This window comes from Photobacterium kasasachensis (assembly GCF_050336885.1).
GTDB lineage: Bacteria > Pseudomonadota > Gammaproteobacteria > Enterobacterales > Vibrionaceae > Photobacterium > Photobacterium kasasachensis.
In genome coordinates, this window is sequence record NZ_JAKJSH010000021.1 from 45,185 (window position 1) to 65,391 (window position 20,207).

At 50.8% G+C, this 20,207-nt stretch carries 18 protein-coding genes and 1 other annotated feature; of the genes, 6 read left to right on the forward strand and 12 right to left on the reverse strand.

The annotated features are described in order from the left end of the window. Positions 1-30 precede the first annotated feature (30 nt). The gene (locus L4D19_RS24150) at positions 31-1,461 is read right to left on the reverse strand and encodes an alanine/glycine:cation symporter family protein (protein WP_428454575.1); all 1,431 of its coding nucleotides are present in this window, start codon (positions 1,459-1,461) and stop codon (positions 31-33) included. A 683-nt stretch (positions 1,462-2,144) separates the two neighbouring features. Between L4D19_RS24150 and L4D19_RS24155 the strand changes: the two genes are divergently transcribed. Then, on the forward strand, positions 2,145-2,327 hold the full coding sequence (locus tag L4D19_RS24155) for a DUF3545 family protein (protein WP_160649576.1): 183 nt from the start codon (positions 2,145-2,147) through the stop codon (positions 2,325-2,327). An 84-nt stretch (positions 2,328-2,411) separates the two neighbouring features. Here L4D19_RS24155 and L4D19_RS24160 read toward each other — a convergent pair whose 3' ends face one another. The 4 genes from L4D19_RS24160 to nfo all read right to left on the reverse strand — a co-directional run bounded on the left by L4D19_RS24160 (position 2,412) and on the right by nfo (position 5,038). Further along, the gene (locus L4D19_RS24160; protein ID WP_160649574.1) at positions 2,412-2,945 is read right to left on the reverse strand and encodes a hemerythrin domain-containing protein; all 534 of its coding nucleotides are present in this window, start codon (positions 2,943-2,945) and stop codon (positions 2,412-2,414) included. Positions 2,946-3,067: 122 nt separating this feature from the next. Next, positions 3,068-3,748 carry a uracil-DNA glycosylase gene (gene ung, locus L4D19_RS24165; RefSeq protein ID WP_428454576.1) on the reverse strand — a complete coding sequence of 227 codons (681 nt, stop codon included), beginning with the start codon at positions 3,746-3,748 and terminating at the stop codon, positions 3,068-3,070. 103 nt (positions 3,749-3,851) lie between these two features. Next, entirely contained in the window at positions 3,852-3,986 is a 135-nt protein-coding gene (locus L4D19_RS24170) for a hypothetical protein (protein ID WP_428454577.1), read from the reverse strand. Positions 3,987-4,192: 206 nt separating this feature from the next. Beyond that, positions 4,193-5,038: a deoxyribonuclease IV gene (gene nfo / locus L4D19_RS24175; protein WP_428454578.1), complete on the reverse strand. Its 846-nt coding sequence runs from the start codon at positions 5,036-5,038 to the stop codon at positions 4,193-4,195. A 361-nt stretch (positions 5,039-5,399) separates the two neighbouring features. On the opposite strand from nfo, the gene grcA reads away from it, so the two are divergent. Both grcA and L4D19_RS24185 read left to right on the forward strand, forming a co-directional pair. Then, positions 5,400-5,777: an autonomous glycyl radical cofactor GrcA gene (grcA, locus tag L4D19_RS24180; protein ID WP_075762571.1), complete on the forward strand. Its 378-nt coding sequence runs from the start codon at positions 5,400-5,402 to the stop codon at positions 5,775-5,777. Positions 5,778-6,066: 289 nt separating this feature from the next. Further along, complete coding sequence (locus L4D19_RS24185) at positions 6,067-7,251, forward strand: dicarboxylate/amino acid:cation symporter (protein WP_428454579.1); 1,185 nt, start codon at positions 6,067-6,069, stop codon at positions 7,249-7,251. A gap of 129 nt (positions 7,252-7,380) precedes the next feature. Here L4D19_RS24185 and thrC read toward each other — a convergent pair whose 3' ends face one another. The 3 genes from thrC to thrA are packed head-to-tail and all read right to left on the reverse strand — an operon-like array spanning position 7,381 to position 12,088. Beyond that, a complete protein-coding gene (thrC, locus tag L4D19_RS24190) occupies positions 7,381-8,667 on the reverse strand; it encodes a threonine synthase (protein WP_428454580.1) in 1,287 nt (428 codons plus the stop codon). 2 nt (positions 8,668-8,669) lie between these two features. Next, entirely contained in the window at positions 8,670-9,626 is a 957-nt protein-coding gene (gene thrB / locus L4D19_RS24195) for a homoserine kinase (protein ID WP_160649564.1), read from the reverse strand. A gap of 2 nt (positions 9,627-9,628) precedes the next feature. Continuing rightward, positions 9,629-12,088, reverse strand: a complete 2,460-nt coding sequence (gene thrA / locus L4D19_RS24200) for a bifunctional aspartate kinase/homoserine dehydrogenase I (protein ID WP_428454581.1) — start codon at positions 12,086-12,088, stop codon at positions 9,629-9,631. Between the two features lie 84 nt (positions 12,089-12,172). Beyond that, positions 12,173-12,285, reverse strand: a sequence feature (Thr leader region). Positions 12,286-12,573: 288 nt separating this feature from the next. On the opposite strand from thrA, the gene aceK reads away from it, so the two are divergent. Next, positions 12,574-14,289: a bifunctional isocitrate dehydrogenase kinase/phosphatase gene (gene aceK / locus L4D19_RS24205; RefSeq protein WP_428454582.1), complete on the forward strand. Its 1,716-nt coding sequence runs from the start codon at positions 12,574-12,576 to the stop codon at positions 14,287-14,289. Between the two features lie 190 nt (positions 14,290-14,479). Continuing rightward, complete coding sequence (locus tag L4D19_RS24210; RefSeq protein ID WP_160649558.1) at positions 14,480-14,941, forward strand: hypothetical protein; 462 nt, start codon at positions 14,480-14,482, stop codon at positions 14,939-14,941. A gap of 55 nt (positions 14,942-14,996) precedes the next feature. Here L4D19_RS24210 and L4D19_RS24215 read toward each other — a convergent pair whose 3' ends face one another. Together L4D19_RS24215 and L4D19_RS24220 are read right to left on the reverse strand one after the other, a co-directional pair. Then, positions 14,997-15,500, reverse strand: a complete 504-nt coding sequence (locus L4D19_RS24215) for a putative 4-hydroxy-4-methyl-2-oxoglutarate aldolase (protein ID WP_428454583.1) — start codon at positions 15,498-15,500, stop codon at positions 14,997-14,999. Between the two features lie 37 nt (positions 15,501-15,537). Then, the gene (locus L4D19_RS24220) at positions 15,538-15,942 is read right to left on the reverse strand and encodes a DUF3293 domain-containing protein (protein WP_428454584.1); all 405 of its coding nucleotides are present in this window, start codon (positions 15,940-15,942) and stop codon (positions 15,538-15,540) included. Between the two features lie 391 nt (positions 15,943-16,333). On the opposite strand from L4D19_RS24220, the gene arcA reads away from it, so the two are divergent. Continuing rightward, positions 16,334-17,053, forward strand: a complete 720-nt coding sequence (gene arcA, locus L4D19_RS24225) for a two-component system response regulator ArcA (protein ID WP_036816827.1) — start codon at positions 16,334-16,336, stop codon at positions 17,051-17,053. A gap of 54 nt (positions 17,054-17,107) precedes the next feature. On the opposite strand, the gene L4D19_RS24230 is transcribed toward arcA, so the two are convergent. After that, positions 17,108-17,710, reverse strand: a complete 603-nt coding sequence (locus L4D19_RS24230) for a hypothetical protein (protein WP_428454585.1) — start codon at positions 17,708-17,710, stop codon at positions 17,108-17,110. After that, positions 17,707-20,073 (reverse strand): aerobic respiration two-component sensor histidine kinase ArcB, encoded by a 2,367-nt coding sequence (gene arcB / locus L4D19_RS24235; RefSeq protein ID WP_428454586.1) that lies wholly within the window; start codon positions 20,071-20,073, stop codon positions 17,707-17,709. Before arcB ends, L4D19_RS24230 begins: the two co-directional genes overlap by 4 nt. Positions 20,074-20,207 lie beyond the last annotated feature (134 nt).

A 20,207-nucleotide genomic window follows, 5' to 3' on the forward strand; every position in this document is an offset into this window, starting at 1 on the left:
TGTGGTTATTTTTCTGATAGGCAGGACCAATCAACGTTTGTCAGACTGATCCCAAATCCCTTCTTCCAACTGGGCATGCAGCTCCGGATAGTCGTTGCTATCAAACGTCGGCACTTTACCCAGCGACAACTGCTTGTTGTAGTCCCGGGCCAGCTTTACCACGGTACCCGACAACAGCACGATGGCAATCAGGTTGATGATCGCCATCATCCCCATCGAGACATCGGCCATCGCCCACACGGTCGGAAGATCCGCCACGGCACCAAACATCACCATCCCCAGCACCACGCTCCTAAATACTGTCAGGCCCGCTTTATGGTTATGCTCGAGGAAGATCAGGTTGGTTTCGGCATACGAGTAATTGGCGACCAGCGAGGTGAAAGCAAAGAAAAAGATCGCAACGGCAATAAAGACCGAGCCCCAGCTTCCGACCTGCGAGCTAAGCGCACGCTGTGTCAGCTCGATACCGGTGATCTCGCCGTGTGGTACATACTCGCCAGACATCAGAATAATGGCGACGGTTGCCGAGCAGATCACTATGGTATCCATAAAGACCCCGAGCATCTGCACATAGCCCTGCGAGGCCGGGTGAGGCGGATAGGGTGTCGCCGATGCTGCTGCATTGGGCGCCGAGCCCATACCGGCTTCATTGGAGAACAAGCCACGCTTCAGGCCATTGATCATGCCCTGGGCAATGGAGTAGCCCAGCGCGCCCGAGGCCGCTTCTTCGAGGCCAAAGGCACTGCGGAAAATCATCAGCAAGACATCTGGCAGCTTGCCCAGGTTGGTAAACATAATAAAGAGTGCCAGCACCAGGTAACACAGCGCCATTGCCGGTACCAGGATCTCTGCGGTACGTGCTATCGCCCGCAGGCCACCGAAAATGATGACTCCTGCCATCAGCACCAGCACCACGCCGACATAAGTCGGGTTCCAGCCGAACGCCACATTCATCGCCTGGGTAATGGAGTTGGCCTGTACCGAGTTAAACACCAACCCGAATGCAATGATCAGGAAAATCGAGAACACCACGCCCATCCAGCGCATGCCGAGGCCTTTTTCCATATAGTAGGCTGGCCCGCCCCGGTAGTTACCGTCATCATCACGTGTCTTGTACAGCTGTGCCAGCGCACTCTCGGCAAATGCTGTTGCCATTCCCAGCATGGCAATCAGCCACATCCAGAAAATAGCCCCTGGTCCTCCGAGGGTCAGAGCCACCGCAACACCGGCCATATTGCCGGTTCCCACCCGTGCAGCCAAACTGGTACACAGTGCTTGGAAGGAAGAAATCCCGGCCTTGTCCGATTTACGGCTGTTTTTCATGACACTGAACATATGGCCGAAATGCCTGAACTGAATAAACCCCAAGCGATAAGTGAAAAAAATACCCACCCCAATCAGCAGGTAAATGAGCACGGAGCTCCATAACAGATCGTTTATAAAATAAATCTGGCTTGACACGTATACCCCTCGAGAATGATAAAAAGGACTATTTCCAGCACATTTTTCAATGGTGCTGAATATAATCAAAAAAATAATAGGGTTGCCTGTTGTTACAACCTTAGACGTTCTTTTTTATGTGGTAAATGACAGGTACACGATTCGCTAAACCTCACGATTATGTGCTACCTGAATGCAGCTTATCAGTGTTGTATCACTGCAGATGGCATATGATCATGCAAAGATATTGGCTAAAAATCAATATGCACAACTGGAATATAAGCACATTTACGCCTTGCCGATATGCATTATATTCAAGTGCTTAAATGAAAATTATTAACAATTTCAATGAATAGTGACAACACCGTCCCCCTGGCCTAGCACACTATTTTCGCCTTCTCGTTATCCTGTCCGCATATTCTTCTGCCCTGCCCCGGTTAAACCTTCTTGTCCTATCAATATTGGCTGAGAAAGCGATAATGCTCTTCAAGAGCAGCCCGGTTTGGGTAGCCTGAAAAGCGCTTCTTTTCCTTCGATCATTTGAGTTCAAAATCGACCATTTTTTAATCAACTAAATGCTAACTGCGAAGTAGCACTCATAAAAAGTTCATAATTAGATAACAAATGCGAAACAGGTCAATTTTATTTTAATTGCCGATATGATATTTAATTAGTGACCAATCTGGTAAGGAAAGAGGTGCTCTATGGATAGCTTTGCATTCGATGACATTCTTGCAACAGATACACCGCGCCGTGCTGCACGCAGCAAACCCGTCAAACGTAAGTGGCGTGAAATTGAAGCTCTCAAGGACAAGCAGAGACTTCGTAAAGAATTAGAAGATATTGATATGTTCCGCGACTATTCCGACGATATCGATATCGGTTAATTCACCCATCAACGCTAAAAAGCACCGGTGTTTTGCCGGTGCTTTTTTCTAGCTGCTCAGGGAGCCTGCCTGAATTGTCGCGAGCTACACACTCAATCGTTCTGCCAGGTTGCGGTAACGCTCTGACACCTTGTCTCCAAATAGCGGATCACAATCGCACTCTTGGTATTCAGCCGATACGGCAATCCAGTCTTCAGCGGTAAACGTTTTGCGGATCAAGGGAAGAACATGCTTTTCCTCAAACTCCAGGTGGGCTTTTTGCCTTGCCACGAAAGTGTTGAGCTTCTCAGCAAAGACATCAAGGGGGATCACCGCATCCATCAAGATCATGTCCACGGCATCGGCGAACTCATGGGTTAGCTTGGCCAATTCCTTATGTTCGGCCTCCAGGCTTTGCATTTCGCCACAATGTGCATAATGAGACTGATAATAGCGATACAGCAGATCTTCTTTCGGGTGATGGCAACACTCAGCGTGCTTTTGCAAATATTCGACGATGTCTTTAATCAAACTGTAATTCACCGGCTTGCCATTTTGAATCGCAACCAGCTTTTGCTTCAGGATGTTCAGCAACCGGTTAATATAGCCATGCTCAGTGTGAATACTCTCCAACATCATAGCTCCCTCCCAAATATTCTTCCTTAAACATTATTTTGAGTGTAAGCCGAACTAGGCAAAGTCGCTTTGATCCTGATTACTTAACATTCAATTTAGTTACAAAAAGTTCACATTCCACCCAATCAGATACAATCTTCTAACTTCCAATCTATTGCTGGTTTATTCATCTGCTCAAGTAACACATTGGTCTGGGAGAAATGCTTGCAGCCAAAGAATCCGCGATAAGCTGACAACGGAGAGGGGTGAGCAGAGGTCAGGACATGGTGTTTGCCAGTGTTTATTTTCTTTCCCTTTTTCTGTGCATGCGATCCCCATAACAGAAAAACCACCCCGTCAAGCTGTTGATCCAACTCTTCAATTACCCGGTCGGTAAACGTCTCCCAGCCAATTTTGGCATGTGAATGCGCTTTGCCCTGCTCGACGGTAAGGACAGTGTTCAGCAGCAACACACCCTGGCGTGCCCAGTGCTGAAGATAACCGTGCTGCGGTATCGAAAAGTCAGGAAGATCAGTGGCCAGCTCTTTATACATATTGGCCAAGGAAGGCGGTGTCTTGATACCGGGGCGCACAGAAAAACTCAACCCATGAGCCTGATCCGGACCATGATATGGGTCCTGCCCGAGTATAACTACTCTGACATCTTCAAACGGGGTGGAATCAAAAGCACTGAATACATCTTGTTCTGGCGGGAAGATCACTTTACCCGCTGCGCGCTCGGCGGCGACAAACTGCTCGATATGTTGAAAATAAGGCAGCTCCCGCTCTTGGCGGATAAGCGCCTGCCAGGTCATCACTTGGCTCATTGCTTGCTCCTGATACTAAACTAAGCCGCTTATTTTAATCCCCTTTCAACGAATAATGAAATACGGCCTGCCCTCAGGAGCAATCACTCTGACACCTCACAGCCTACTTCTGCTCGGGCGTATGATGGTTATGGTGCTGAGTCGGTGTCCGCCAGTGACCTCGCCCTTGAACAGGGCGATTCGCCTGGGGAAACCGCATTGCATAGCCAATATACAAGATTATCATGTCGGTATTCATAATAGCCTCCAAGGCCTTTCTACAAATAAAATTAGGTTCATACCAAGCTATGAAAGATCGATGCCAAAAAATCAATACCGATAAATAACACTTAATAATCAACGAATTATATTTATAGCAACTATATTATATACCGAAGAGAACCGCACCCAATACGGGCAGATGCCCAGTTTAGGTGCGACCGCGTACTGCGAAAAGATGCCGGCCTATTGCGGCACAAACGAACGAAGCGTATTGATCTCTTGCTGCCAGATCTCCGGATTAATGGTCTCCAATACCAGCGGAATACCGTCAAAACGTTGATCCTGCATCAGAAACCGAAAACAGTCCCAGCCAATCTCTCCTTCACCCAGGCTATGGTGGCGATCAAGTCGGCTGCCCAGCCCTCCCTTAGAGTCATTCAGGTGCATACCGCGCAGATAATCCATGCCAACCACCTGGTCAAACTCAGCAAACGTTGCCTCGGTCGCCGCTTCAGTACGCAGATCGTAACCGGCGGCAAACGTATGGCAGGTATCGATACACACCCCGACCCGTGTCTTGTCTTCGACCTGCTCAATGATTTCGGCAAGGTGTTCAAATCGCCAGCCCAGGTTGCTGCCCTGGCCGGCGGTATTCTCAATCACAGCGACAACGCCAGGAACTTCCTGATGGGCCAGATTAATCGACTCGGCAATCAGTGCCAGGCAATCACGCTCGGAGATCTTCTTGAGATGGCTCCCCGGGTGGAAGTTAAGCAGGGTCAGCCCCAGTTGCCGGCAGCGCTGCATTTCATCAATGAACGCACTACGCGACTTTTCCAGCTTCTCTGTTTCCGGCGCACCCAGATTAATCAGGTACGAGTCATGGGGCAAAATTGCGTCCGGTGAAAACCCGTACTGCTGACAGCGCGCCTTAAACGCAAGGATCACATCTTCCTCCAGCGGCTTGGCAACCCACTGGCGCTGATTTTTGGTAAAAAGTGCAAATGCATTTGCACCTATGTTGGCGGCATTTTGCGGGGCATTAAATACCCCACCGGCGGCTGATACATGCGCCCCAATTAACTTCATTGCTCTACCTTCTGCTACTGCGTTGTTGTTGGCGGACAGCGTTATTTTCAAACGTTTTCCACTACAAAATGATCTGATATCGGCCACATTATTGCGACCAGCCGTGATTGTACACGCAATAAATTGTTGTAATTTTACTACATTTGATCAATTCAAATATTTTTGAATATATAAAATTCAGATAAATAACCAATAAATATAAAGCTTAGTTGACCTAGCTCAAGAAAACACCCCTAGTTAATTAAAGGTTTTTTGTTGTTTTTTGATCTAAATCAATACCAATTTTGGGTTAACGAGATATATAATACCCAGCTCGACACAAAATCGAAAAAATTAACGACATCCTTCGGAGGAGTAAGTCATGATCACAGGTATTCAAATCACCAAAGCTGCAAACGACGATCTACTGAATTCAATTTGGCTGCTGGACGGCGAGAAAAATGAAGCGCGTTGCGTAAGTGCAAAAGCGGGTTTCGAGGCCGATCAAATCGTAGCTACTTCTGATCTGGGCGACATCGAGTACCGCGAGCTGCCAATCGAAGCACCTGCAAAAATCGAAGGCGGTCAGCACCTGAACGTTAATGTTCTTAAGCGCGAAACACTGGAAGATGCTGCCAAGCACCCAGAAAAATACCCACAGCTAACCATCCGTGTTTCTGGCTATGCGGTACGTTTCAACTCGCTAACAACTGAGCAGCAGCGCGATGTTATCGCTCGTACCTTTACTAACAGCCTATAATCGCTGTTAAGTAATCGATAATAAAACGGCACTTCAGGTGCCGTTTTTTATCTCCGCCGATAAATCATTTCTGCCCCAAACTTATCAATTCCCCTTCTTTTGTTTAGTTTATATTCAACTACAAACAATCAACAAGTTTGATATATACCTCTCACTTCTGACCAAAACTTAGACGCTATGACCAAAAAGTGCGTACATTGTCAGCATTGTCTGCCAATACCAATTCTTGGTTCAGTAGACAATATCAACTGATGGAGTCATTCAAACACACATCTCAGGAGCCAGCTTAATGAAGTTAATACTAAAACTAATTACAGGTATTTTGGTCGGTATCCTACTCGGATTTTTTGCCCCCGATGCAATTATTCGAGTCCTGCTCACAGTGAAACTGCTCGGCGGACAACTCATTGGATTCACAATTCCCCTAATTATCCTTTTCTACATCACCAGCGGTATTGCCAGCCTGCCAAAAAACTCCGGTTCGTTATTAGGTAAAACCGTCGCGCTATCATACGGGTCGACCATCATTGCCGGCAGCTTGGCCTTTCTTGTCGCCAGCCTGGTTATTGCCGGCCTGCCCGAGCCAGCCGCTGCCGCTTCGGATGCATCGGATAAACTCGCGAGCTATATCAACCTGGAAATCCCACCGCTCTTCGGAGTCATGACAGCCCTGGCAACCGCCTTCTTGTTTGGCCTGGGTATCAGCATCACCAACAGCACGCAGCTGAAAGCCCTTGCCGAAGAAGGACGCGGCGTCATCGACCTGCTACTGGCCAAGGTGATCATTCCGTTGCTGCCGTTCTATATTGCCGGTGTCTTTGCCGAAATGTCAGCCGAAGGCACGGTCTTTACCACACTGAAAACCTTCGGGGTGGTACTGGCTCTCGCCATTTTCATGCACTGGGTCTGGATCATGATTCAGTACACAATTACCGGTATGGCCGTCGGCCAATCTCCAGTGAAACTGATCAAAAACATGCTGCCGGCTTATTTCACCGCGATTGGTACAATGTCTTCGGCAGCAACAATACCGGTTACCCTGCGCCAGACTAAGGAAAACGGTGTCGATGACTCTATCGCAAACTTCACGATCCCACTGTGTGCCACCATCCACCTGTCAGGCTCGACCATCACACTGGTTACCTGCTCAACGGCTGTCATGGCACTGAGTCAGCATATTGCCATTCCGTCTTTGATGGATATGCTGCCGTTTATCATGATGCTGGGTATTACAATGATTGCCGCACCGGGTGCGCCGGGTGGTGCGGTGATGGCCGCGCTGGGATTGATGTCGACAATGTTGGGTTTCGGCGAGGCCGAATTAGCACTGATGATAGCCCTGTATATGGCACAGGACAGCTTCGGTACTGCCTGTAACATCACCGGGGACGGTGCTATTTCCCTGTGGGTGAACAAATTTGCCAAGCGCCAGCCTGAGACAGAATCAGCCCCACAAGTCCAAGAAGAAAGCTAAAGTCGATAACGCAAAATAAAAAACGGTAATAAAAAAGGTAGCCGGAAAGCTCATTTTCCCCTCGGCTACCTTTCTTTTTATTCAATCCTGTCGCGCCGGTTGTCCCGCTCGCACAGCGATAAATAGATGTTAATCCTGAACGCTTCTCAGCACCGCCTTCAGCTGTTCAAAATCATTGTCACGCTCTAGCGACAGCAGTTCCATGGCGTTATGCTTGGCCAACGGTGCCGGCAAATCGATGTCTTTTTCAAGGATCTCATCAACCACTTCCTTGAACTTCGCCGGATGGGCCGTACACAGGAACATACCGGTTTCGCCCTCTTCAAGCTGCTCGTTCAGGATTCGATAGGCAATGGCACCATGCGGTTCACACAAGTAGCCTTCGGCATCCATCTGGCGTAGCGTTTCAGCCGTCTGCTCATCAGTGACCGCGCCATAGCCCAGTTCACCAAGTCCCCAGCCTTTTAGCTTGCAAAGCTCTTCGATACGCGGCCAGTTGTTTGGCTGGCTCACATCCATGGCATTGGAAATCGTCGGGACCGTCGGTGCCGGTGCCCACTCGCCATTTTGGAGGTAACGTGGCACCGTATCGTTGACGTTGGTCGCCGCAATAAAGCGTTTCACCGGCAAGCCCAGAGACTTAGCCAGCAAACCCGCCGTGAGGTTACCGAAGTTACCGCTAGGCACTGCAACCACCAGGTTGTCGCGCTCGGCTTTAGGCAGCTGTGATACCGCCTCGAAGTAGTAGCAAATCTGGGCCATCAGACGGCTAATATTGATCGAGTTCGCCGAGTTAAGGCCCACTTCCTGACGCAGAGCTTCGTCGTCAAATGCCTGCTTCACCAGCGCCTGGCAATCGTCGAAGGTACCGTTAACCGCGACGGTGCTGATATTGCCCCCCAGGGTACAAAACAGCTTTTCCTGCAGCGGGCTGATCTTGCCTTTCGGATACAGGATCACCACCTTGATGTTGCCCATTCCGTAGAAGGCGTGAGCTACCGCAGCCCCTGTATCACCCGATGTCGCAGTAAGAATTGTGATCTGGCCGTCGCTATCTGTGACTGCCGCCAGTGACTGGGCCATAAAGCGGCCGCCAAAGTCCTTGAACGCCAGTGTCGGGCCATGGAATAGCTCGAGGGCATACACCCCGTCTTTCACCTTGGCAACCGGAGCCGGGAACTGAAAGGCATTGCCAACCATCTGGGAGACGGTTTCGCCAGCAAGCTCTTCACCAATGAAGGCCGAGAGGATCTTGCTACTTCGGCTGACAAAATCCATCTCCAGCAAGGCATCAACATCGCCCAGTTCCGGTAGCTCAGAAGGGAAAAAGAGTCCCTGGTTGCGCCCTAGGCCCTGACGAACTGCCTGACCAAACGAAACCTGTTCCTGATGTTCTTTTAGGTTATACAACTTCATTGTTATAGCTCACTTCCTGTTACTTTTGATCCCTGCTCGTCAAGACGACAAACATGAACGAATCCATCTTCATTCTGAACATAATGTTCTTCGAGCCAACGTGCAATACGTTTGGCCACCTCAATGTCATTACAGACACTGAACATGGTCGGGCCCGAACCGGAAATACCACTTGCGAGGGCACCGGCTTCCAGGGCGTACTGGCGTGCTTCGGCAAAGCCCGGCAGCAGTCTTTCACGATACGGTTCTGCCACTACGTCTTTGATCATTGTCGCTGCCAGTTCCGGCTGCTGCGAGTGGCAGGCATGAATAAAACCGCCCAGATAACGCCCGTGGGCAATGATATCCTGACGACGGTATTGCGACGGTAAAATCGCCCGCGCCTCTGCCGTCGGCACCTTGATGCCGGGATAGGCCATCACCCAGTACCAGTCATCAAAGCACGGCACTGACTGACTGATGATCCCCAGCTCTTCCACCATAAACTGCAGGCCACCCAGATAGCATGGTGCCACATTATCATAGTGCAGGCTGCCGGAAATCTCCGCCTCCATCTCGCCCATCAATGCCAACAGCTCTGTCTCATCAAGAGGCATATCGTGGTAACGGTTGAGTGCATCCAGCGCGGCAACTACCGAGCAGGCACTGGAGCCCAATCCCGAACCAATCGGCATGTTCTTCTCAAGCGTCATAGCAACGGGCTTAAGTTGTAGCCCTTTCTTGTCCAGCTCGCGACCATAGACCTGCCAGCAGCGGTAGACAATGTTTTCCTCGGCCACCTGAGGCAGTTTGGCGACAAAATTCCCCACGCACGCCAATGAAAACGGCTGATCGCCAGCGGCTACCTTGACCCGGTCGCCAAGCAAGGAGCCATCGACCGGGGACACAGCGGCCCCCAGTACGTCAAAACCGACACTCACATTGCCAATCGATGCTGGCGCATAAACTACAACACTCATTGTTAGACTCCTAGCTTCCAGCCTAATGTACGCATCAAATCGGCAAACACACCGGCGGCAGTCACTTCGGTACCGGCACCGTAGCCGCGCAGTACCAAAGGAATTGGTTGATAGTAACGGCTGTAGAATGCCAGGGCATTTTCACCGTCCTTGATTTTAAACATCGGGTCATCCGGATTTACAGCGGCTATTTTCACCGAGCAGCAACCGTTGTCAATCTCACCGACATAGCGCAATACTTTACCTTCTTTGGCGGCATCGGCTGACAGCTGGCCAAAGTAAGCATCAGCCTCTGACAGACGGGCCATAAAGTCATCAACCGAACCTTCGGCATCGAAGCCCGGTGGCAGCGCCTGCTCGACAACGACATCGTCAAGCTCCAATGATAACCCGGCCTCACGAGCCAAAATCAACAGTTTACGCGCAACATCCATACCAGAAAGATCATCACGCGGATCCGGCTCGGTAAAGCCGTTATTACGCGCCACGGTTGTGGCTTCGCTAAAGCTCATGCCCTCGTCCAGCTTACCGAAGATGTAGGACAATGAGCCAGACAGAATACCCGAGAACCGCTCCAGCTCGTCACCGGCAGCCATCAGATTCTGCAGGTTCTCGATAACCGGCAGACCTGCACCCACCGTAGTGTCATACATGAACTTACGACGAGTCGAACGCGCAGCCTGCCGTAGCTGATGGTAGTAGGCCATGCTGGCGGTATTGGCTTTCTTGTTCGGGGTGATCACATGGAATCCGGCCGCCAGGTAATCGGCATATTGCTCGGCGATGCCCTGATCGGAGGTACAGTCGATGATCACCGGGTTGATAATATGATGACGCTGAACCAGCTGGATCATCCGTGCCAGGCTCAACGGCTCGCTGGCCTGTCCCATCAGATCACGCCAGTTGTCCAGCGGCAGGCCGTTGCTGTCGAGCAGCAGGCCACTGCTGTTTGCCAGCCCGCAGACCCGGATCACAATGCCGTTGTCAGCCAATTTCTCTTGCTGACGACGTACCTGATCCACCAGCTCGCCGCCGACACCGCCGACACCGATCACGAATACATCGAGGAAATGCTTACTGTTAAACAGGTTCTCGTGACAGGCCTTGACCGCTTCGGACACTTTGGCCACCGGGATCACTGCCGAAATGGCGCGCTCCGACGAACCCTGCGCAATCGCGATAATATTGACGTCAACCTCTGCCAGCGAGGTGAAGAAACGCGAGGCCACACCGCGAGAAGTACGCATACCGTCACCAACCAGGGTCACGATAGCCAAGTCATCAAGAAACTCAACCGGCTCCAGCAGGCCTTCCTTGAGCTCCAGCTCAAAGTTGTTCTGCAAGGCCTGCTGCGCAGTCGCCTTGTCTTCGCTTTCTATACAGAAGCTGATGCTGTACTCCGAGGAAGACTGGGTAATCAAGACAATTGACACACTGGCTGCCGACATCGCACCAAAGACCCGCGCCGCCATGCCAACCATGCCTTTCATCCCCGGACCAGAGACATTGACCATAGTCAGATCTTTCAGCGTCGTGATGCCTTTGATATCGAGCTTGTCTTCACCGGTGTCCAAGCCAATCAGGCTACCGGCCCCCTGCGGGTTAAAACTGTTTTTGATCAGGCAGGGAATCTGGAACTGGGCAATCGGTGCAATTGTTTTCGGGTGTAGCACCGAGGCACCAAAGTAAGACAGCTCCATGGCTTCCTGGTAACTAAGGGACTTGAGCAGTCGGGCATCCGGTACCAGGCGCGGATCGCAGCTGTAGACACCATCGACATCGGTCCAGATTTCACAGCACTCGGCACGCAGACAAGCAGCCAGTACGGCCGCGGAGTAATCCGAACCGTTTCGTCCCAGGGTAACCAGCTCGCCTTTCTCGTTACCGGCAGTAAAGCCAGGCATGATATGGACATGCCCCTCGGCCAGCGGATCTTGCTTGAAGTTATTGGTCGAGACTTCGATATCGACATGGGCTTCGAGGTAGTCCCCATGCGCCAGCAGGCGTTCGACAGGATTGATCAGGCTAGCAGGCTGGCCCTTGGCCTCAAGCATGGCCTTCATCGCCACGATGGACAGGCGCTCACCCTTGCTGATCACCTTGGCATAAACATTATCCGGACATAGCCCCAACAGCTTCATGCCATGAACATACTGCCTTAGCTGGCCCAGCGAGCTGGTCAGTTTGGCATCGAGCAAGGCTTTGTCGAACTTAGGCTCCAGTTCCAGCAAACCGGCAAACAACTCTTTGAATACCGCTTCCAGATCCGCAATCTGCAACTCGGCTTCGCCGGTTTTAACGGTGCTTTCAATAACCGAGACCAATTTGTTGGTCACTTTCCCCGGTGCCGACAACACCACCGATACCTCGCCCTGCTGGGCATTGTTGGCAATGATATCTGCTGCCCGTGAAAAACGGTCCGCATCTGCCAATGATGAACCACCAAACTTTAATACTCGCATTCCCTACTCCAACTTCCTGATTCACTGACGACCGATCCGCATAACTCGCGCTGGTGTGAGCAAACAATATTCCAAATTAAAAGGTAAAAAAAAGCCCGCACTTTTTGAGTGCGGGCTTTTTTTCAAATCTTATGCGTATCAGCCCGCCCCAACACGCATGGTGCCGGTAATAATAATGGTGGTGGTAATGCTGATCGCTGAAAACATAATAGCCTTAGGTTTAGCCAATATTCTGTATTACTTAACGTTTACCTGATTCCACTGACTGAGTCAACAAGCTTTTTTGCATTTCTCGAATAAGCTGCTAACAAATAGGTGACAAAACACCCACGTTATCAATCGCTAAAAGGAATAAAAAAACAGGGGATAGATTGAAGTTAAGCGTGCAGCGTTGCATAGTAGTGTTTATGATGAATAATAATTAGCCAAATTTGAGACAGAAGATTTATATTCTCTGTCTACTCTTTAGTTCGGAGGGATCCCGAATGGCAGCAGTAATGGAACAGCTAGTAGCCCACACAATTTTGCAAGGCTTTGATGCCATGTACGGCCGATTCCTGGATGTCACCGCCGGTGCCCAGGAACGTTTTGAAAACCAAAACTGGCCTGCCGTCCATCAGGCTCTCAAAAAACGGATCAGTTTTTACGATCACCATGTCGGGCTGGTCACCAGCCAAATCCAGATCATGCTCGGCGAGCGTTATGCCAACCGGACCTTTCTCATGGCGGTGAAGTCGGCCTACGAAGATCTCCTGTTAGACTACCCGCGGTATGACATTGCAGAGAGCTTTTTCAATTCCGTCTACTGCCGGATCTTCGAACACCGTAATATCAACCGGGACAAATTGTTCGTCCACAGCTCGCAGGAAGGGCGAATTCCGACCTACCCGACCTCGCTCACTCGCATCTACAATAACGGGAACGGGCTGAAAAGCGTCCTCGAGAGAATGCTGGACGACACCCCGTTTACCTTGAGCTGGGAAGACAAGAATCGAGATATCGACCTTATTGTCCAGCGGCTGCAAAACGATCTGGGCTCCACGCTAGGCAACGCTCCGGTCATAGAAATGATCCGAGAACCCTTCTTCCGCAACAAGGCGGCCTACCTGATCGGCCGGATTTATCTCAACGATAACCGTACGGTACCGCTGGTATTGCCCGTGCTCAATAACAGCAGCAGGGAGCTGTATATCGATGCCTGCCTGTTCCATGTCGACAATGTCAGCATTATCTTCGGCTTTGCCCGCTCCTACTTCATGGTCTATGCTCCGGCCCCTGCCGCTCTGGTCCGTTTTCTGGCCGAACTGATCCCCAACAAGACCAAAGCCGAGCTCTATACCGCTATCGGCTGTCAAAAGCATGGCAAAACCGAGCTATACCGGGAGTTTCTCCACCACGTAGAACACTCCGACGATCAGTTTATTTCGGCCCCGGGGATCAAGGGAATGGTGATGTCCGTGTTCACCCTGCCCTCGTATGACTTTGTGTTCAAGATCATCAAGGACAAGTTTGCCCCGCAAAAAGATATCTGCCACGCCACGGTCAGGGAAAAATACAAACTGGTCAAGGAGCACGACCGGGTAGGCCGGATGGCCGATACCCAGGAATACCGCAACTTTTCCTTCGAGCGTCACCGGTTCAGCGATGAGCTGCTGGAGGAGTTGCTCGAGGTGGCTCCGTCGATCATCAAAGTCAAGGATGATCAGATCATTATCAAGCACCTGTATACCGAGCGGCGCATGATCCCGTTTAATATCTATATCGAGCAGGCCAATGAACAGGAGCTTCGCCATGCGGTCGACGAGTACGGCAAGGCCATCAAGCAATTGGCCGCAGCCAATATTTTCCCCGGCGATATGCTGTTTAAAAACTTTGGCGTCACCCGGCACAAACGGGTGGTGTTCTACGACTACGATGAAATTAGCTATATGACCGAAATGAACTTCCGCAAGATCCCGCCTCCCCGCTACCCGGAGGACGAGATGGCAGCCGAACCCTGGTACAGCGTGGGGGTCAATGATGTCTTCCCGGAAGAGTTTCGGACATTTCTATTGATCAACCCGACCGTCAGGACCTTGTTCAATGAGCTTCACAGCGATCTGTTCGAGGCCAGCTACTGGCAGCAGCTGCAGCAAAATATAACCAACGGCCAGTATGAGGACGTCTACCCCTACAGCAACAAGCAGCGGCTTAGAAAATAGATCCAGGAACGGATCCTAAAAGGGCGGATAACAGAGCGGATAACAAAATTGCTATGCCTAATATCTCATAAGAGCAATTAATGCGTACCAATCTTAAGAATTCTGTCCTAATATTGATAAGGCTGACTATGACCAGCACAGCATAAAAATAGAATCATAAACAATAACAAGACACAGGGATGGTGGCGCAATGAAAAACTTGCTGATCACAGTTGCCCTGCTGGTAGTGGCATTACCAACAACAGCAGCAGAAAAAGGACTATTTAGCCTGATCGGACAGAATGTCGATTCTTCCGGCTGGTTTATGTCGTCCCAGTCTAAAAGTGCCGAACAGTTCGATGTCTGGCAGATCGACAGCGGCTATGCCTATTCCTTGAGCGATAACACCGAGCTCTATCTCAGTACACGTCTTAAATCAGGCAACCAAGCCCAGGCTGCCACCCGCGGACTACTCTCCGGGGTGAAATACAGCTTTACGCCGAAAATCAGCCTGCAAAGTGCATTAACCTCTGAAACCGTCCAGAAAGACACAGTGATGGGAGTGGAAGTGTCGAGCCAGTATGAGGTCACCGAGCGGGTAAACCTTCATGCGACCGTCGACTACGAGGCACTGGAACAAATCTACCAACTGGGCATCGGGTTTCGCTTCTAGCCCCCTCCGCCCATTTAGCTCAACGAATACAAGCACTGGATGCCTATCGGTGAATTTACTCCTCCGCATCAAGAAACGAGAGATCCAGCAGCTTCTGGCTCAGCAAAATCCCGTTCAGATCGGCATACAGCATATCCCCCGGATACACCATGGTATGGGCAACGGTCAGAGTGACATTGCGATCGCCGGTTTGCCTTTTCTCCGTTTTGAGCGGACAGGTCGCCAGCGCCTTCACCCCGATATCCATGGTAGCCAGAGTACCGACATCACGCGCCGCCCCATTCACCACGATGCCTTCCCAGTGATTCTTCTGGGCTAACAGGGCCAGCTGATCGCCCAGCAGGGCCAATCTGCAGGAGCCGTGACCATCGATAAACAAAACTTTGCCGGTGCCGTCTTCTGAGACAATATCCCGTACCAGGCTGTTATCCTCGAAGCAGCGCAGAGTCACCACTTCGCCATAAAAAACTTTTCTGCCGCCGTAGTCATGCATTGTCAGAGGTAGCCAACGAACATCCTGTCCAAAGCGATCACACAAATCGGGTAGTAAATCTAGCATCACACTCTCCTTTGTCTTCAAAGCAAGTACCGCACCTCTACTCAGTGTAGAAAAAGTCTTTGATTTCACCCAGTTTTGTTATTGCCACATCTGTCATCAAGGCCGGCACCAGGTGCAGCTCCTCCTGCTCAACCCAGTAAAATGCATTCTGCTGCCAGCGGCATGCCAACTGCTGAGCCTCTGCCACCGTGATGTCGGCGGCAAAGCCTACCTCCTGCCAGCTACCGTCCGGCGCACTGGTTGTCACCCTTTGTACCCCATTTGTCATACTTAGGAGCTCAATTTTCAGTAATTCGTTCCGTTTTAGGTTGTCAGGGTTATTAAGAACAATGCTTCTGGGATTAAATGCTGTTAGAATTGCAAAGCGAGGGTAAACAGGGTGTTGCTCGGCTTTGAACAAAATAGCCTGATAACTACACCATAACGAGATGTTTTCACACATTTTCAGTTTTACCTTCAGTGCGACGTAGTATTTTGTAGCTAATGTTAAACAAACTGAAGACTCGTAATAGCATTCATTCTGTTTGATATAAATCAAGAAAGCGCCAAAAAGCAGTCACGAAACAAAGCCGCAATATTGTTAGCGAGCTGTTAAGTGCATACAATCGTCGCCATCCCACGGAGATTGTAGCCAATGCCCCTAGTTTTCGGGCTTTTTCAGCGCAGATTGTAAAATAACATCTGGCTGAATAAAGGATGGCGTACCAAACAGGCAGTTTTCAGCTTAGAAAATGTATTTTGTCCAATACTTTGCCTGTATGTGAATTTTTTTTATAGAATTTAACTATTCTGTTTTTGACCAGATTCCGTTTTTAGAAATTTAGGTACTGCCAATGCAAACCCCTCACATTCTAATTGTAGAAGACGAGCACGTAACACGTAATACCCTGAAAAGCATCTTTGAGGCAGAGGGTTATACTGTATTTGAAGCCAACGACGGTGCAGAGATGCATCAGATGCTGTCTGAGCACCCTGTTCACCTAGTTATCATGGATATCAACCTGCCGGGTAAAAACGGCCTGCTGCTAGCACGTGAACTGCGCGAGCAAGGCGATATGGCGCTGATGTTCCTGACTGGCCGTGATAACGAAGTTGACAAGATCCTGGGTCTTGAAATTGGTGCTGATGATTACATCACCAAGCCATTCAACCCGCGTGAACTGACTATCCGTGCTCGTAACCTGCTAACCCGTGCGATGAACCAAGGTCTGCCAACCGAAGACAAGCGCCTGGTTGAGCGTTACGAGTTCAACGGCTGGTCTCTTGAGATCAACAGCCGTTCTCTTGTTAGCCCTAGCGGCGACCAGTTCAAGCTGCCACGCTCTGAGTTCCGTGCCCTGCTTCACTTCTGTGAAAACCCAGGTAAGATCCAGACCCGTGCCGAGCTACTGAAGAAAATGACGGGCCGTGAGCTGAAGCCACATGACCGTACTGTTGACGTTACGATCCGTCGTATTCGTAAGCACTTCGAATCTGTTGCCGATACGCCAGAGATCATTGCTACGATCCACGGCGAAGGCTACCGCTTCTGCGGCGATCTAGACGAAGAATAATTCGTTAACTCGCCCCGTAAAAAAAGGCTCCGAATGGAGCCTTTTTTGCTGAAACTAGAATACCTCTCCCAGCTCCACATCGTGCTGGACAATAATGTGCTCAGCGCCTCCGAGCAAAAAGATCACCGCAATATCGACCCGGCTGCCCGGCGCCCATTCCGGCCCTTCACGCAATACCACTTCCAGTGTCAGTTCGCCCTCTGCACGTATCTCAAGGTTATCTTTCACCAGCCACTGCTTGCCCTCACTCTCAAGTAGCACCTGGAAGATATCGATTCCCTTGGGCAAGGTTTTCATATCACTTGTCTGCAGCTTCACAGACGCATGCAACCGGTTGGACGGCTTGGTACCGTCATCACCGATAAGCGGCATGCTGTTTAACCACAAGTCACTGCTAAGACTCACCGTGGTATCCTCGAAGGTCAGCTCAGTAGGCGACTGCCAGACATTGGTCGCCAGCGGGACCTTGCCCGGTTCGGAATCTGGCTCTGCTTCTTGCTCAGTCTCAGTAGTCTCGGCCCCAGGAGCATCCCCTTCAGTGACCGGAGCCTGCACCTCGGTATCAGGCTGCGTAGCCTCATCGGTTTTCTCGGGCTCAGAACAGGCAGCCAGCAGCAGACTGCCTACAACCAACAGAACGTATTTCAGCTTCATCATGATTTCTCCTGACTTGCCAGCCAGCCTTTAAGCACATTCAGATCGTTCTGGTAACCGTCCTTGATTTCATCGACCCAGTCGTTAATGTTCTCCCACCAGGCTGGCAACTCTGGCGACTGTGCTTTCTGGGCAACCTGCTGAATATGTTTCAACCCAATCGAGCCCGCCGCCCCTTTGATTTTGTGCGCCTCGAACTTGATGCCGTCTTTGTCCTTGGCTGTCATGTTGGAGTCGAGTATCTCAATATACTCCGGCATTTTCTCCTCAAACATCGCAATGCTGTCGTAGACGGGTTTGGTACCAACAATCTCAACATAGGAGCTCAGCATCTCAAGATCCAGCAGCTGATTGACCATATCCTCGCTCAAACCCGTATTTTCCGGCTCCGGTTGCAGATCTTCCATTTCCTCATCCTCATCAATTGGGCAGGTCAGCACCAGACGTTGGATCACCTCCGTAATCGCTTTCACGCTTAGCGGTTTGCTCAGCGCATCGTCCATCCCCTTTTCCAAGTACTCAGCTTTATCCTTGATGACATTGGCCGTTAACGCAACCAGGGCAGGCAGATAGTCATATTTCTCCCGCAATGTACGGGCAATATCAAAGCCGGACATATCCGGCAACTGAATGTCGAGCAATACCAAATCATAGGCTTCGGGATCAAACTTCTCCAGCGCCTCGTCGCCACGCATCGCGATAGTCACCTCATGACCGAGACTCTCCAGCAGCGCCTTGGCCACCGTAATATTCAGCTCAATATCTTCCACCATAAAGATATTCAGGCTGACCTGAGGAATGGCTGGCATCACCTCTTCCTCTTCCACTTTCTCGACCAGCGGCACACGGATGGTCACTGTGAAGGTACTGCCCTCGCCTACCTCGGAGGACACCGTAATATCCCCACCCATCATCTGGACCAGCTGGCGCGACACGGCCAGACCGATGCCGGTTCCCACCGCGTGAAGGTTATCACTGCCTTCCTTGACCTGATAATACATCGCAAAGATCTTATCAAGCTCAGATGACGGAATACCGATCCCGCTGTCTTCCACCTCAAAGGTGATCTCGGCCTGCTGATCAACGGTCTCACTGCTGACCGACAGAACCACACCACCGTCCTTGGTAAATTTGGTCGCGTTGCTCACCAGATTCCACAACACCTGACGCAGGCGGGTACTGTCGACCTCAATACAGCGCGGTAAATCCGTCAGCCGCTCGAGATCAAAACGCAACCCTTTCTGTTCGGCCATCAAACCGGAAATGTTTTCCATCTCCACGACAAACTCTTCGAAGTCGAGAGGTTTTGGCAGCAACTCCAAACGGCGGCGATCGGATTTATCCATATCGATAATGTCATTAAAAATATTGCCCAGGGTAATAGCACTGACATGGATCGTGCGCATGTACCCGCGCTGCTCTTTGTTCAGACGCGTTTCCAGCAACATGCGGCTTAGCCCGACGATACCGTTGAGCGGGGTGCGCAGCTCATGGCTGATCGTTGAGATAAAGGCGGTCTTGTCCCGGCTGGCCTTCTCCTGAGCATCCTGGTACTGCTTGCGCTCGGTGATATCACGGCCAAAGCCCATCAGTCCCAGGCGACGGCCGTCACGGCTGTAAAAAGGCACTTTCCGCAACTCGAAGATAGCCTTGCGGCCATCCGGGTATTCCAGCCATTGTTCATAGGTCAGCGAGACACTCTGGTTAAAGACCTGCTGATCGGTCTCGACGATCTTGCTGGCCACTTCCTCGCTATAGACATCCCACGGAGTCAGCCCTACCAGCTGCTTCTCGGTTCTGTCCGTCAGCTCTTCCATGGCGCGGTTACAGCCGGAAAACTGGCCTTTTTCATTGCGGTAGTAAATCAGATCCGGCGACGCATCGAGGAAGGACTTCAGCAGTGCACTCTGCTCAGCCAGCTCAAGCTGGGCGTTCTCCCGCTGGTAAACTTCATTTTCCAGATCCTGCATCGCCACCTGACGGGCTTCCTCGGCTTTTTCCCGCTCTTCAATCTCGAGGTTCAGCTGGGAGATGTTGTCCTGCAGCTGCTTGTTGAGCTGCATATCCCGCGAACGCATTTCCTCCAGCTTGGTCACCAGCTTGGACAAACGCTGGCGCGAGTCTTCCAGCTGATCAACGACGACCGATAAGAAATACACTGCCCACGGCGTGATAAGCAGGCCAAAAAAGACCGAGCGTACAATATCAATATCATGCACCTCGCCCTGCAACACCAGGGTGACACCTACCTGTACGACAACGGCCAGGGCCACCAGGGCCAGCGCCAGCAACAAACTGAACCGTACGATGCCGAGTTTAACCAGCAAGTCGACATAGAACTGGGCCAGTACTTTGATTTGTTTCATTATTCATTCCTACCAATGAAAGGCTTCAACCATGATAATCGTCCCGGCGGCAGAACCAAAGGATTCGCCCCACAGATATACCATTTATAGAAAAGCCTGCAGGAGCAGGCTTGGTTGTCCGTTGATCTATCGTA

Bases quoted from the DNA above. Each gene is read 5' to 3' on its own strand.
- L4D19_RS24155 (WP_160649576.1), top strand. From the start codon at position 2,145: ATGGATAGCTTTGCATTCGATGACATTCTTGCAACAGATACACCGCGC.
- thrA (WP_428454581.1), bottom strand. From the start codon at position 12,088: ATGCGAGTATTAAAGTTTGGTGGTTCATCATTGGCAGATGCGGACCGT.
- aceK (WP_428454582.1), top strand. From the start codon at position 12,574: ATGGCAGCAGTAATGGAACAGCTAGTAGCCCACACAATTTTGCAAGGC.
- L4D19_RS24210 (WP_160649558.1), top strand. From the start codon at position 14,480: ATGAAAAACTTGCTGATCACAGTTGCCCTGCTGGTAGTGGCATTACCA.
- thrB (WP_160649564.1), bottom strand. From the start codon at position 9,626: ATGAGTGTTGTAGTTTATGCGCCAGCATCGATTGGCAATGTGAGTGTC.
- L4D19_RS24160 (WP_160649574.1), bottom strand. From the start codon at position 2,945: ATGATGTTGGAGAGTATTCACACTGAGCATGGCTATATTAACCGGTTG.
- grcA (WP_075762571.1), top strand. From the start codon at position 5,400: ATGATCACAGGTATTCAAATCACCAAAGCTGCAAACGACGATCTACTG.
- arcB (WP_428454586.1), bottom strand. From the start codon at position 20,073: ATGAAACAAATCAAAGTACTGGCCCAGTTCTATGTCGACTTGCTGGTT.
- ung (WP_428454576.1), bottom strand. From the start codon at position 3,748: ATGAGCCAAGTGATGACCTGGCAGGCGCTTATCCGCCAAGAGCGGGAG.
- thrC (WP_428454580.1), bottom strand. From the start codon at position 8,667: ATGAAGTTGTATAACCTAAAAGAACATCAGGAACAGGTTTCGTTTGGT.
- L4D19_RS24230 (WP_428454585.1), bottom strand. From the start codon at position 17,710: ATGATGAAGCTGAAATACGTTCTGTTGGTTGTAGGCAGTCTGCTGCTG.
- L4D19_RS24170 (WP_428454577.1), bottom strand. From the start codon at position 3,986: ATGAATACCGACATGATAATCTTGTATATTGGCTATGCAATGCGGTTT.
- L4D19_RS24215 (WP_428454583.1), bottom strand. From the start codon at position 15,500: ATGCTAGATTTACTACCCGATTTGTGTGATCGCTTTGGACAGGATGTT.
- arcA (WP_036816827.1), top strand. From the start codon at position 16,334: ATGCAAACCCCTCACATTCTAATTGTAGAAGACGAGCACGTAACACGT.
- L4D19_RS24185 (WP_428454579.1), top strand. From the start codon at position 6,067: ATGAAGTTAATACTAAAACTAATTACAGGTATTTTGGTCGGTATCCTA.
- nfo (WP_428454578.1), bottom strand. From the start codon at position 5,038: ATGAAGTTAATTGGGGCGCATGTATCAGCCGCCGGTGGGGTATTTAAT.
- L4D19_RS24220 (WP_428454584.1), bottom strand. From the start codon at position 15,942: ATGTGTGAAAACATCTCGTTATGGTGTAGTTATCAGGCTATTTTGTTC.